We start from the raw sequence: 12,598 nt of genomic DNA on the forward strand, positions 1-12,598 counted from the left end.
GTCCTGCCAGGCGCGTACCCCCAGTGCGCCGGGCCGCCGGGCGAGACCTCGCCGCGCCCCGCCGCCCGTACCGCCCGGCTCCGGCCCGTGTTCCGCCCGGAACGCCCGGCCACCGGCGAGGAAGGCCCCCCATGGCTCGCAGTACCCGACGCGGCGGACGCCAGTCCGCGACGCGTACCGGCTCCGGCAACCCGCCGCCCGCCGGAACACCCCGCGGAGGCGCCGGAGCATCCCGCGGAGGCGGCCGGCGGCGCGGAGGCCGCGCCGCCGGCGGTGAGTTCACCGCACCCGTCAGCCAGACCCCGCCGCTGCCCGCCGTGGACGACTTCGCCGCCCTCGGCCTGCCCGCGCACCTCCTCCGGGTCCTCGGCGAGCAGGGCGTCTCGGCGCCCTTCCCGATCCAGGCCGCGACCCTGCCGAACTCGCTCGCCGGTCGTGACGTCCTCGGACGCGGGCGCACCGGCTCCGGCAAGACGCTGGCCTTCGGCCTGGCCGTCCTCGCCCGCCTCGACGGCGTCCGCGCCGAGCCCCGCCGGCCCGCCGCCATGGTGCTCGTGCCGACCCGGGAGCTGGCGCAGCAGGTGACGGAGGCGCTGGCCCCGTACGCGAAGTCGCTCGGGCTGCGGCTGGCGACCGTCGTCGGCGGCGTCTCCGTCGGCCGGCAGGCCGCCGCGCTGCGCGACGGCACCGAGGTCGTCGTGGCGACGCCCGGCCGGCTGAAGGACCTCATCGAGCGCGGCGACTGCCGACTCGACGACGTCGACATCACGGTCCTCGACGAGGCCGACCAGATGACCGACCTCGGCTTCCTGCCGCAGATCACCCGGCTGCTCGAGCAGACCCGGCCGGACGGCCAGCGGCTGCTGTTCTCCGCCACCCTCGACCGCAACGTCGACAGCCTCGTCCGGCGCTATCTCCGCGACCCGGTCGTGCACTCCGTCGACCCGTCCGCCGGCGCCGTGACGACGATGGAGCACCACGTCCTGTACGTGCAGGACACGGACAAGCGCGCCACGGCCACGGAGATCGCCGCCCGCGACGGGCGCGTGATCATGTTCCTGGACACCAAGCACGCCGTCGACCGGTTCACCCGCCACCTGCTCAAGAGCGGCGTCCGGGCGTCGGCCCTGCACGGCGGCAAGTCGCAGCCGCAGCGCAACCGCACGCTCAGCCGGTTCAAGGAGGGCGACGTGACCGTCCTCGTGGCCACCAACGTGGCGGCGCGCGGCATCCACGTCGACGACCTCGACCTGGTGGTCAACGTCGACCCGCCCGGCGACCACAAGGACTACCTGCACCGGGGCGGACGCACCGCCCGGGCCGGCGAGTCCGGCAGCGTGGTGACGCTTGTCCTGCCGCACCAGCGGCGCGACGTCGACGGACTGTTCGCGGACGCCGGCGTCACCCCGCGGGCGACCGCCGTGCGTTCGGGCGAGGCCGAGCTGAACCGCATCACCGGCGCGCGGGCGCCGTCCGGCACACCCGTCGTCCTGGCCCCGCCGGCGGCGTCCCGCCCGTCCGGCGGCGGCGCGCGCGGCGGCACGGGCACCAACGGCACCGGTGGCACCGACGGCACCGGCCGGTCCGCGCGGTCCCGGGGCGGTGCCGGCCGTCGGCGCCGGCCCCGGCGCGGTACGGGTGGAGGCGCCGCCGACGGCGGCGAGCGCCGTCCAGGCCCCCGCCGCCGCTCGACCGGTGGCTGAGCCGAGGCCGCCGGGCGGGCGGCCTCAGCCGTCGGTGTAGCTGAAGTCCCCGACCGTCCAGGCGCTCACGTCCTTGATGGCGACCCGGTACATGCCGCCCGTCTCCGGGATGCCCAGGGTGCCCTGGAGGATCCTGGCGACGTGGAAGTGGAGATGCGTCGGGGCCGGTGCGGGCTCCTCGTCGACGCGCTCGCCGGTGGCGCCGGGCGGCGCGAAGACCTCGGAGAACACACCCAGTTTCTCGGAGTCCCGCAGGATCTCCGCCACCCGCTCACGCCACACCGCTTCGGGGGCGAGTCGTCCGGTGATGACGGCGCCGTTCGCGACCACGGTGAGCGACATCTGGTTGGACCGCTGCGACTCGACGGTGGCCGCCACGTCCACAAGCAGGCCATCAGGCTTGGTCATGCCCCGACCCTACAACCCGCCCGTCGTCCGTGGGGTACCCCTCACCCCGACCACCCGCCGCGTCCGTTCCACGGACGTGGCGGGTTTTGCCGCGCTCGCCCCGGGAAGGCGCGACTTCGAGCCGCTGATAGCGGTGATTGTCGCCTATGTGCCCTAGCGTAGGAAAGAGTGCGAACTGTCGGTTGAAGGGGATGTCCTGTGAGCTACCTGACCCTCCTTCAGGGCGGGCCGGCGGTACGGGCCGCGGGCGTCGCCGCCGTGGCGCCGGCACGAGGCGCCGCCGGGGCTGAGGGGCCGTCCGGGCGCCGGGCGTCCGGCGGGCGGCGGCCCCTGGCCGGCGGACGCGGAGTGCGACGCGCCTCCGTGCGGTTCCCGCGCACCGACGGTTCAGCCACGGCCCGCTCACGATGACCGCCCAGGCGGCGGCCCTGGTCGGTTCCCTGGCGGCCATGTGGGCCCTGGCCGCCGTGGCGCCGCTGATCGAACGCCGTCTCGGCCGGCGGACCGGCTACGTGCTGGCGGCGGCGCTGCTGGCCCTGACCGCGGTGTTGGGCGTGCTCGCCCGGGACCCGCTGACCGGCGCGCCCACCAGCGCCGAGTGGCGCTGGAAGCCCTCACTCGAGGCCGCGTTCACGCTGCGCCTCGACGGCCTGTCCTGGCTGTTCTGCCTGCTGGTGCTCGGCGTCGGCGCGCTCATCTTCGCCTACTGCGCGCGCTACCTCCCGGAAGGCGAGCCGCACGGACGCTTCTACGCGCTGCTCACCGCGTTCGGCGCCGCCATGCTCGGGCTTGTCCTCGCGGGCGACCTGGTGCTGCTCTTCGTCTTCTGGGAGCTCACCACCATCCTCTCGTTCCTGCTGATCGGCACCACCGGCCCGAGGTCGGCCCGGCCGGCGGTGCCCGCCCGGCAGGCCCTGCTCGTCACCGCGCTCGGCGGGCTCGCCCTGCTTGTCGCCGTGGTGCTGCTGGCGGTCACCGCGGGCACCACCGACATCGGCGGCGTCATCGCGGCCCGGGACGAGGTACTGGACTCGCCGCTCGCGGCCAGCATCGCCGGGCTGCTGATCCTGGCCGCCCTCACCAAGTCCGCCCAGTTCCCCTTCCACTTCTGGCTGCCGGGCGCGATGGTCGCGGTCACTCCCGTCAGCGCCTACCTGCACGCCGCCACCATGGTGAAGGCCGGCATCTACCTGCTGCTGCGCTTCTCCGCCCTGTACGCGGAGCAGCCCGGCTGGTCGCTGAGCCTCACCCTCGTCGGCCTGGTCACCGCCGTGCTCGGCGCCCTCCAGGCGCTTCGCGAACATGATCTCAAGGCGCTGCTGGCGTACTCCACGATGAGTCAGCTGGGCCTGCTTGTCGGGGCCATCGGAATCGGTACGACCGTGGCACTGGCCGCCGCGATCCTCCACACCCTGGCGCACGCCCTTTTCAAAGCGACCCTGTTCATGCTGGTGGGCGTCATCGACCGGGAGGCCGGCAGCCGCGACATCCGTGAGCTGGGCGGACTCCGACGCGTCATGCCGGTGACCGCCATACTCACCGGGCTCGCCGGACTGTCGATGGCGGGCGTCATCCCGATGGTGGGATTTGTCAGCAAGGAGTCGCTGTTCCAGGGCTTCTACGGCGCGGAGCTCTTCCCCGGCTCCGGTGTGCTCGCCGCCGCGCTCGCCGTCACCGCGTCCGCGCTCACCTTCGCGTACAGCATGCGCATCTTCTACGGCGCCTTCGCCGGCCCGACGAAGCAGAAGCAGCTCTACGAGCCGGCCTGGCCCTTCCTCGCCCCGGCCGCCGTCGCCGCGATCCTCGGACTGGTGCTCGGACCTGCCGTGGCGGTGCTGAACCCGCTGATGCGCAGGGCCGTCCTGGACGCCGAACCCTGGGGAGAGCCGCCCTCCTTCTACTTCTGGCACGGCCTCAGCCCCGAACTCGCCCTGTCCGGGATCACCGTCGCCCTCGGGCTCACCCTCTTCGTGCTGCGGGACCGGGTCGAGGAGGCGCTGGCGGGGCTGCCCCGGCTCGGCGGCGCGGAGACGTTCGAGCGGCTGTACCAGGCGCTGCTGCGGTTCGGCGAGTTCGTCGGCCGCCCCGACCTGCGGAACGCGCCGGGACCCTTCCTGGCCCGGCCCGTGCTTGTCCTCATCGCGCTGGGCGCGGTCGGCGCGGGGGTCCTCGGCCTCCCGGACGGGATCTCGCTCCGCACCGGGGACGGGCCCCTGGTCTGGGCGACGCTGCTCGTGCTGCTCGCGGTGGTGCTCGCCCTGGTCGTCGCCCGCACCTCGGTCGCCGCCGTCGTGCTGCTCGGTACCGTCGGCCTGGTCGTCGCCGTCTGGTTCGTGCTGGCCGGCGCCCCCGACGTGGCGCTGACGCTGATGCTCGTGGAGGTGCTGACGGCGGTTGTCGCCGCGTTTGTCCTGCACGGCCTCGTCCCCTACGCCCGGCGGTCCAACCGGCGCCGCGACGTGCTCGCCGCCGGCGCGGCGGTCCTCGCCGGCCTCGCCGCCGCCGGCGCCACCCTCGCCCTCACCGGACACCGCGAACTCTCCCGCGCCGGCGAGTACTTCCTCGACAACGCGGAGGCGGACACCAAGGGCACCAACGTGGTCAACACCATCCTGGTCGACTACCGGGGACTCGACACACTCGGCGAGTCCGTCGTGCTCGTCGCGGTCGCCCTCGGCCTCGCCCTCCTGATGTCCGGCACGCCCGGCCCGACCGCGCGCGGCGGACTGTCCGCCGCCGCCTACACGGAGGTCCTCGGCCCCGCCTACCGGCTGATCACCCCGGCCGTCGCCGTCCTCGCCGGCTACCTCTTCCTCCGCGGCCACAACGAACCCGGCGGCGGCTTCATCGCCGCGCTCACCGCCGGCACCGCCGTGGCCCTGGCCCCCCTCGCCGGCGCCACCCTGCCCCGCTGGTTGAGCGGCGGACCGCTGCTGGCCTGCGGCCTGGTGCTGGCCCTGGCGCCCGGCCTGCTCGCCAGCGCCACAGGGCGGCCGTTCCTGACCCCCATGTTCACCCCCGGCGGTGGCTTCAGCACCGCCCTGCTCTTCGACGCGGGAGTGTTCGCTCTGGTCCTCGGGTTGATAGTGACCGTCGTCAGGCGGCTCGCCGGCACCGGGAGCCGCACATGGTGACCGCCGCGCTCGCCGTCGGCGTGCTGACCGCCGGCGGGGTCTTCCTCGTACTGCGCCCCGGCCTCGTCCGGATCACGTTCGGCTTTGTCCTGCTCGGGCACGCGGTGAACATCCTGCTGCTGACGGCCGGCGGCACCGAGCGCCGCAACCCGCCCCTGCTCGGGCACGGCGACACCGCCGACATGGCCGACCCCCTGCCGCAGGCGTTCGTCCTCACCGCGATCGTGATCACCTTCGGCATCACCGTGCTGCTGCTCGGCATGGCCCGCGCCCACGCCGACTGGGCCGACGCCACCCGGACCGACCGCACCGACGGCGGCGGCGGAAGCGGCGGCCGTTCCCGAGGCGGCCGCTCCCGAGGCGCCCGCTCCCGAGGCGCCCGCTCCCGAGAGGCCCGCTCCCGGGACACCGGTTCCCGGGACAGCGGTTCCCGGGACAGCGGCGACGGCGGCACCCGAGACAGCAGCAGTCCGCACCCCCGCGAGGAAGGTGACTCGTGATCAGCACCGCCCTCACGCTCCCGGTGGCCGTCCCGCTCCTGGCCGCCGGACTGCTCGTCCTCCTCCCCGACAGCACCGGGCTGCGCCGGGGAACCGCCGGTGCCGTCTCCCTCGGCGTGCTCGCGCTGGGCATCGTCCTGCTCGTCGAGACGGCGGACGGGTCGGTGGTGCGGCAGACCGTCGGCGGCTGGCCGGCGGGCATCTCCATCGTGCTGGCGGCGGACATGCTGAGCGCGCTCATGCTGTGCGTCGGCGCCGTGCTCGTCCTCGCCTCGCTGGCCTTCGCCGCCGGCGCCCGCGACGACCGGGAGCCGCTGTTCCTCCCGCTTGTGCTGATGCTGTCCGCCGGCGTCAACGGCGCGTTCCTCACCGCCGACCTGTTCAACCTCTTTGTCTTCGTCGAGGTCATGCTGGTCCCGTCCTACGCCCTGCTCACGGTGGTGGGCGGGCCGGACCGGTGGGCCGCCGGTCGCGTCTACGTCACCTTCAGCCTGCTCGCGTCGACCGTGCTGCTCGGCGGCGTGGGCCTGCTGTACGGCGTGACGGGCACGGTCAACCTCGGCGAACTCGCCGGCGTCGCCACCCGCGACACCGCCGCCGCGCTCGCCGCCGGCGTGGTCCTGCTCGCCCTCGCCGCCAAGGCGGCCGTCGTGCCGCTGCACGGCTGGCTGCCCCGCTGCTACCCGGCGACCCGGCCGTCGGTGACGCTGCTCTTCTCCGGACTGCTCACCAAGGTCGGCGTCTACGCGATCATCCGGATCTACTCCGTCGTCTTCGAGGGCACCGGCCTCGGCCCGGTCATCATGACGGCGGCCCTGGTCACGATGGTCGTCGGGGTGCTCGGCGCCGTCGGGCAGCCCGACATGCGGGGCATCCTCTGCTTCCACATGGTCAGCCAGATCGGCTACCTGCTGCTCGCCCTCGCGCTGTTCACCGAGCGCGGCCTCGCCGCCGGCGTCTTCTTCCTCGTCCAGTACGTCCTCGTCAAGGCGGCGCTGCTGGCCTGCGCCGGGGTCGTGGAGCACACCCACGGCACCGACCGGCTGCAACACCTCGGCGGGTTGGCGCGCGGCGCGCCGGTACTCGCCGTCAGCTTCCTCGTCGCCGCGTTCTCCCTCGCCGGGATGCCACCGCTGTCCGGCTTCACCGCGAAGTTCGCCCTGCTCCTCGCGGCGGCGGAGGAGGCCGCCTACCTGGCCGTCGCGGTGGCGGCGCTGGTCAGCCTGCTCACCCTGACCTCCATGGTGAAGATCTGGACCGCCGCCTTCTGGGGCGCACCGCCGACCGAGGCACCGCGCGAGAACGTCGGCGGCTCGCCGACCTCCTCCCCGCACCTGGGCGACGCGCCGCCCGACGCGCCCCGCCGCACGACCGCCCGCACCCGCGCGCGACCGGTGCTGCTGGCCGCGACCGTCGCGCTGGCCGTGCCGTCCGTGGTGCTCGGGCTGTTCGCCGAACCCCTGCTGGCCGCAGCGAACACGGCGGCGAACGGACTGCTCGACCCGTCCACCTACGTAGAGGCGGTGACCCGATGACACGCCTCTCCGGCGCTCTCCCGGCGGCGTTCGGCCGCGCCCGCCGCACGACGGCCTTCCTGCTGCACTACTGCTACCGCTTCCTCAAGGCGAACGCCGTGGTCGCCTGGGAGGTGATGACCCCGGGCAGCGGGCTCTCCCCGGCGATCGTGCGGATGCCGCTGCGCAGCCGCAGCCCGCTGGAGATCACCACGCTGTCCCACCTGATCACCCTCACCCCGGGCACCCTGGTCGTGGAGGTCCGCCACGACCCCGCGGTGCTCTACGTGCACGGCATGCACGCCCTCCCCACGGAGAAGTTCCTCCACTCGCTCCACGACCTGGAGGACCGCATGCTGCACGCGCTGCGCCCGGCGTCCGAGGAGGCCCGGTGACCTTCGTCGACGTCCTGCTCTGCGTGCTCCTCGCCGTGACCGCCGTGGTGGTCTGGCGGCTGGCCTTCGGCCCCACCGAGGCCGACCGGGTCGTCGCCGTCGACCTCGCGTTTGTGATCTTCCTCGGGGTGGTGGCCCTGCTCTCCTACCGGCTGAGCTCCACCCCGATACTCGTCCTCGTGCTCGTCGCGACCCTGGTGGGCTTCCTCGCCACGGTCGCCGCCGCGCACCTCCTGGAACGCAGGTCCCGCCCATGACCGCGCAGACCCTCGTCGGCTACCTGCTCGCCGGGCTCGGCACCGCCCTGATCGCCGTCGCCGGCGTCGCCCTCGTACGGCTGCCCGACACCTACAACCGGGCCAACGCCGTGACCAAGGCCGCCGCGCTCGGCGTCGTGTGCGTGCTGCTCGGCGTGCTGGTGCTGCGGCCCACGCCGTTCGCCGCGCTCGCGCTCGGCGTCGGCGTGCTCATGCAGCTGCTCACCACGCCGTTCGCCGCCTACGCCGTCGCCCGCGCCGCCCACCGCTCCGGCGCCCCGCTGGCCCCGGCGACGTACCGCGACGACCTCGCCGAGGACACCCGGCACGCCGCGGGTCGGGGCCCCGGCGAGGCCCCGACCCCGTGACGCCCGTCAGGAGTCGGCCAGCTCCGCGCGGACCTGCTCGGCCGCCGCGACCAGGTTCTCCAGCGAGGCGCGGGTCTCCGGCCAACCACGGGTCTTCAGCCCGCAGTCGGGGTTGACCCACAGCCGCTCGGCCGGGATCGCCCGCAGCCCGGCGCGCAGCAGCTCCGCCACCTCCGTCGTGCTCGGCACCCTGGGGGAGTGGATGTCGTACACGCCGGGCCCGGCCTCCCTCGGGTAGCCGTGCGCGGCCAGCTCCCTCGCCACCTGCATGTGGCTGCGGGCCGCCTCCAGGCTGATCACGTCGGCGTCCAGGTCGTCGATCGCCCGCACGATGTCGCCGAACTCGGCGTAGCACATGTGCGTGTGGATCTGCGTCTCCGGGCGCACGCCGGCGGTGGTGAGGCGGAACGCCTCGGTGGCCCACCGCAGGTACGCGGCGTGGTCGGCGGCGCGCAGCGGCAGCGTCTCGCGCAGCGCCGGCTCGTCGACCTGGATGACGGACGTCCCGTCCGCCTCCAGGTCGTCCACCTCGTCCCGCAGCGCCAGCGCGACCTGCCGCGCGGTGTCCGCGAGCGGCTGGTCGTCGCGGACGAACGACCAGGCCAGCATGGTCACCGGCCCGGTGAGCATGCCCTTGACCGGGCGGTCGGTGAGCGAACGGGCGTAGCCGGTCCAGGCGACGGTCATCGGCTCGGGGCGGGAGACGTCCCCGGCGAGGATCGGCGGACGCACGTAGCGGGTGCCGTACGACTGCACCCAGCCCTGCTGGGTGGCGAGGTAGCCGGTCAGCTGCTCGGCGAAGTACTGCACCATGTCGTTGCGTTCGGCCTCGCCGTGCACCAGCACGTCCAGGCCGGCCTTCTCCTGGAAGCCGATCACCTCCCGGATCTCCGACCTGACCCGCTCCTCGTACCGTGCGGTGTCGATGCGGCCGGCGCGCAGGTCGGCGCGCGCGGTCCGCAGCTCGCTGGTCTGCGGGAACGAGCCGATGGTGGTGGTCGGCAGCAACGGCAGGCGCAGATGGGCGCGTTGGGCGGCCGCGCGGTCCGGGTACGGCTGGGAGCGGCGGGTGTGGGCGTCGCCGACCGCGGCGGCCCGGGCGCGCACCGCAGGGTCACGGGTGATCGGCGAGTTCGCGCGGGAGGCCAGGTCGGCCCGGTTCGCGGCGAGTTCGGCCTGGACGGAGTCCGTGCCCGACGTCAACGCGCGGGCGAGCGTGGCGATTTCGACGGTCTTCTGGTCGGCGAAGGCCAGCCAGCGCAGCACCTGCGGATCGATGTCCCGTTCCCTCCCGGTGTCGAGCGGGACGTGCAGCAGCGAGCAGGACGCCGACACGTCGACCCGGTCGGCGAGGCCGAGCAGGGTGCCGAGTGTGCTCAGCGACCGTTCCAGGTCGTTCACCCACACGTTGCGCCCGTCGACGACCCCGGCCACCAGGCGCTTGCCGGGCAGGCCGCCGACCGCCGCGAGCGCGTCGACGTCTCCGGCGGCCGGACCGGTGAAGTCCATCGCCAGGCCGTCCACGGGCGCCTTCGCCAGGACGGGCAGCGCGTCGCCCAGCCGGCCGAAGTACGAGGCGACCAGCAGCTTCGGCCGGTCCCCGAGCGCCCCCAGTTCCCGGTAGGCGCGGGCCGCGGCGTTCAGCTCGGCGGGGGTGCGGTCCTGCACCAGCGCCGGCTCGTCGAGCTGCGCCCACTCCGCGCCGGCGGCACGCAGATCGGCCAGCACCTCGGCGTACACCGGCAGCAGCCGGTCGAGCAGGGTGAGCGGTTCGAAGTCCGCGGCCACGCCCGGGGCGGGCTTGGCGAGCAGCAGGTAGGTGACCGGTCCGACCAGCACCGGGCGGGCGGTGAGGCCGAGCGCCAGGGCCTCCCGCAGCTCCCCGACCTGCTTGGCCGAGTCCGCGGCGAACACCGTGTCGGAGCCCAACTCAGGCACGAGATAGTGGTAGTTGGTGTCAAACCACTTGGTCATCTCCAGTGGCGCGACGGTCCGGGTGCCGCGTGCCATGGCGAAGTAGCCGTCCAGCGGATCGTCGGCGACGGCCTCCCGGTGGCGGGCGGGGACGGCGCCGACCATGACGCTGGTGTCCAACACGTGGTCGTAGTAGGAGAAGTCACCGGTCGGGACCTCGTCGATGCCGCTCTCGGCGAGCCGGCGCCAGCGCGCGGCGCGCAGTTCGACGGCGGTCGCGCGCAGGGCCTCGGCGGTGACCCGGCCCTTCCAGTAGCCCTCGATCGCCTTCTTCAGTTCCCGGTTCGGGCCCTGGCGGGGGTAGCCGTACACGGTCGCCCGTGCTGCCGCGGCTGCGGACTTCGCTGTCACGGAGATCTCCTTCGCGAGATGAATCCCTGAGATCCCGGCGACGGGACGAGGAACGCGAAGGGGTGACCCACCGGACGGGACGACCTCGCGCGGCGATGCGCGGCCCACCCGCCTGGTATGTGCGCCGACCCGCCCTCGAGGTCACCGGGATGTCCGGGCACGAGTGGGTCGGGCCCGGGCAGTCGGCAGGTCTTCGGACTCGCGGGCACGTCCTCGGCATGAGGACACCTACTGGCCGTCGCTTCCCAGGCCCGTACGCCGGGCCCAGTGCGTGTGACGGCGGTCGTTCCCGCTCACCGCTGCGGGGCAGTCCCGGATTCCCACCGGGTTCCCTCTTACGACGCGCCCGTCCGGCTGACGGGGCGAACCAGCTGCACCCACCACCATACGGCGGCGCGGCCGCCGGCCGCCTCAAGTGCGGTGAATCGCGGCGGAATTGTTCATCGGGCGGCGCCGTGCGGTTGGTGGCGCCGGTCGTCCGACGTGGCGAGCAGCCTGATGCTTCGGCCGGCCGCGCCGGCGTCGCGTACGGGGGCGGGGAAGGGAACGCGCAGGTCGCGGTGGTGGGTGCCGTACTCGCAGCGCAGGGTGACGCCGTGGCGGTCCAGCGCGTACGGCAGGGCCCGCACGATCCCGTGCGGCAGCCGGCGGCCCGCCAGCCGCACCAGGTCGGCCACCAGGTCGTCGTGCGCGTCCGCGAAGTGCGTCAGCATGGCGCCCTCCTCGACCGCGAGCGGGTCGGGTTCGGCGAGCGCCAACTCGTCGATGCCCACCTCCACCGCGTCCGCCGCGGTGCGGAGCGCCACCCGTGCGAGGTCGAGACGGAGGTGGACGCCGTCGCCGTCGGTCACGGGCGTGAGCCAGCCGGAGAGGGTGACGCGGGCGCGCACCCGGTCCCGGACCGCCGTCGGCGCGACATCGGTGAACTCCAGCAGCGCGGCGAGGCTGCCGCGCGGCGCGGCCGCGACCTGCGCCGTGAGCGGGCTGCCGGGCAGCGGGTGCAGGGTGAGGCCGCCGCCGGCGCTCACCCGGTGCATGGCGACCAGGTCGTAGCTCTGCTCGGTGGTGGTGAGGGACAGGGAGATCGCCCGGGCCAGCACCGAACGCACGTGTTCGGCGGCTGTCGGCTCGGGGGGCGGCGGGCCGGTGGTGATGCTCAACGGGACTCCAGGGCAGGCGGGTTCGGGTGAGCCGGGCAGAGCGTGGCGGGTCGGCGCGAGAGAGACCACCCCTCTCGCGAGTGAAGTAAGGCTAACCTTACTTCTCTGTGGGTGGGAAGAGGCGCCCGCCCTGTGTCCTCGCCCCGGGCCGTGCGCCGTGCCCCGCCCCCGATGCCCCTCCTCAGCCGGCCCGGCCGCGCGGCACCAGCCAGAGCAGGGCGATACCGAGCAGGTAGACCCCCAGTGTCGGGAGCGGCAGGCCGAACTGGCCGTGCTCCTCCGGGCCCCCGATGGTGATGCCGAGCAGCCCGGGCACCGCCAGCGCGAGCCCGAGGCACGTCATCGCCAGTCGCACCCCCCGCCGCCGTACGCCCTTCTCCTCCGGTCCCGCGTCGGCCTCCGACCCGGCCGGGAGCGGCAACCCGCGCTCCGCCGGGCCGAACACGAGCACCAGCACCAGCAGCACCAGCAGCAGGCACCCCAGCCACGGCACCCGCCACAGCAGCCACTCCGCCGAGCCCACCGCCGGCTGCGGCAGCAGCCCGGGCGGGTACAGCACCACGGCGGCCACCACCACCGCCGCCATGTGCCACAGGAACACCGTCAGGGCCACCAGGTTGACGGCGACGACCACCGTCCATGGACGCCGCCGGTCCAGCCACCGTTCGACCGGCGGGCGCAGCAGCAGCGCCAGCCCGGTCTGCGTGGCCGCGAGGGAGAGCAGCGCGAACGTCGGCGGCGCCGTGTTCTGCACGTCCTCACCCGGCACCGTGACCATGCTCACCGGGTACGGCCCGAGGACCGTGCACCACAGCAGCACCAGCAGCGCGCCGC

General features: G+C 74.3%; 11 protein-coding genes, 1 pseudogene and 1 riboswitch. Of the genes and pseudogenes, 8 read left to right on the plus strand and 4 right to left on the minus strand.

Annotation, left to right across the window (positions count from 1 at the left end; translation table 11 throughout):
- The first annotated feature begins 131 nt into the window (after positions 1-131).
- Positions 132-1,703 carry a DEAD/DEAH box helicase gene (locus GL263_RS11320; protein WP_182855500.1) on the plus strand — a complete coding sequence of 524 codons (1,572 nt, stop codon included), beginning with the start codon at positions 132-134 and terminating at the stop codon, positions 1,701-1,703.
- 24 nt (positions 1,704-1,727) lie between these two features.
- On the opposite strand, the gene GL263_RS11325 is transcribed toward GL263_RS11320, so the two are convergent.
- Positions 1,728-2,111 (minus strand): GvpU-like protein, encoded by a 384-nt coding sequence (locus GL263_RS11325; RefSeq protein ID WP_182855501.1) that lies wholly within the window; start codon positions 2,109-2,111, stop codon positions 1,728-1,730.
- Between GL263_RS11325 and GL263_RS11330 the strand changes: the two genes are divergently transcribed.
- The 7 genes from GL263_RS11330 (at position 2,110) to GL263_RS11360 (ending at position 8,279) form a co-directional block, all read left to right on the plus strand.
- Positions 2,110-2,268, plus strand: coding sequence for a hypothetical protein (locus GL263_RS11330; protein WP_182855502.1), 159 nt, complete (start codon positions 2,110-2,112; stop codon positions 2,266-2,268). The genes GL263_RS11325 and GL263_RS11330 overlap by 2 nt on opposite strands.
- Before the next feature lie 250 nt (positions 2,269-2,518).
- Positions 2,519-5,245, plus strand: coding sequence for a hydrogen gas-evolving membrane-bound hydrogenase subunit E (gene mbhE, locus GL263_RS11335; RefSeq protein ID WP_228456422.1), 2,727 nt, complete (start codon positions 2,519-2,521; stop codon positions 5,243-5,245).
- Positions 5,239-5,745, plus strand: coding sequence for a sodium:proton antiporter (locus tag GL263_RS11340; protein WP_194377366.1), 507 nt, complete (start codon positions 5,239-5,241; stop codon positions 5,743-5,745). Before mbhE ends, GL263_RS11340 begins: the two co-directional genes overlap by 7 nt.
- Positions 5,742-7,280, plus strand: coding sequence for a monovalent cation/H+ antiporter subunit D family protein (locus GL263_RS11345; RefSeq protein ID WP_323379349.1), 1,539 nt, complete (start codon positions 5,742-5,744; stop codon positions 7,278-7,280). The genes GL263_RS11340 and GL263_RS11345 overlap by 4 nt, the downstream gene beginning before the upstream one ends.
- Positions 7,277-7,654: a Na+/H+ antiporter subunit E gene (locus GL263_RS11350; protein WP_182855503.1), complete on the plus strand. Its 378-nt coding sequence runs from the start codon at positions 7,277-7,279 to the stop codon at positions 7,652-7,654. The genes GL263_RS11345 and GL263_RS11350 overlap by 4 nt, the downstream gene beginning before the upstream one ends.
- Entirely contained in the window at positions 7,651-7,911 is a 261-nt protein-coding gene (locus GL263_RS11355) for an MrpF/PhaF family protein (protein ID WP_182855504.1), read from the plus strand. Before GL263_RS11350 ends, GL263_RS11355 begins: the two co-directional genes overlap by 4 nt.
- A complete protein-coding gene (locus GL263_RS11360; RefSeq protein ID WP_182855505.1) occupies positions 7,908-8,279 on the plus strand; it encodes a cation:proton antiporter in 372 nt (123 codons plus the stop codon). Before GL263_RS11355 ends, GL263_RS11360 begins: the two co-directional genes overlap by 4 nt.
- 6 nt (positions 8,280-8,285) lie before the next feature.
- Here GL263_RS11360 and metE read toward each other — a convergent pair whose 3' ends face one another.
- The 3 genes and pseudogenes from metE to GL263_RS11375 all read right to left on the minus strand — a co-directional run.
- Complete coding sequence (gene metE / locus GL263_RS11365; RefSeq protein ID WP_182855506.1) at positions 8,286-10,604, minus strand: 5-methyltetrahydropteroyltriglutamate--homocysteine S-methyltransferase; 2,319 nt, start codon at positions 10,602-10,604, stop codon at positions 8,286-8,288.
- 167 nt (positions 10,605-10,771) lie between these two features.
- Positions 10,772-10,991, minus strand: a riboswitch (cobalamin riboswitch).
- A gap of 53 nt (positions 10,992-11,044) precedes the next feature.
- The gene (locus tag GL263_RS11370; protein WP_182855507.1) at positions 11,045-11,764 is read right to left on the minus strand and encodes a DUF2470 domain-containing protein; all 720 of its coding nucleotides are present in this window, start codon (positions 11,762-11,764) and stop codon (positions 11,045-11,047) included.
- Between the two features lie 181 nt (positions 11,765-11,945).
- A pseudogene (locus GL263_RS11375) lies at positions 11,946-12,598 on the minus strand (acyltransferase family protein); the annotation flags it as partial.

The organism is Streptomyces durbertensis (assembly GCF_014156695.1).
GTDB classification, from domain to species: Bacteria; Actinomycetota; Actinomycetes; order Streptomycetales; family Streptomycetaceae; genus Streptomyces; species Streptomyces durbertensis.

Coding starts and splice junctions, on each gene's coding strand:
- GL263_RS11325 (WP_182855501.1), bottom strand. CDS start 2,111: ATGACCAAGCCTGATGGCCTGCTTGTGGACGTGGCGGCCACCGTCGAG.
- mbhE (WP_228456422.1), top strand. CDS start 2,519: ATGACCGCCCAGGCGGCGGCCCTGGTCGGTTCCCTGGCGGCCATGTGG.
- GL263_RS11330 (WP_182855502.1), top strand. CDS start 2,110: ATGCCCCGACCCTACAACCCGCCCGTCGTCCGTGGGGTACCCCTCACC.
- GL263_RS11340 (WP_194377366.1), top strand. CDS start 5,239: ATGGTGACCGCCGCGCTCGCCGTCGGCGTGCTGACCGCCGGCGGGGTC.
- GL263_RS11350 (WP_182855503.1), top strand. CDS start 7,277: ATGACACGCCTCTCCGGCGCTCTCCCGGCGGCGTTCGGCCGCGCCCGC.
- GL263_RS11320 (WP_182855500.1), top strand. CDS start 132: ATGGCTCGCAGTACCCGACGCGGCGGACGCCAGTCCGCGACGCGTACC.
- GL263_RS11360 (WP_182855505.1), top strand. CDS start 7,908: ATGACCGCGCAGACCCTCGTCGGCTACCTGCTCGCCGGGCTCGGCACC.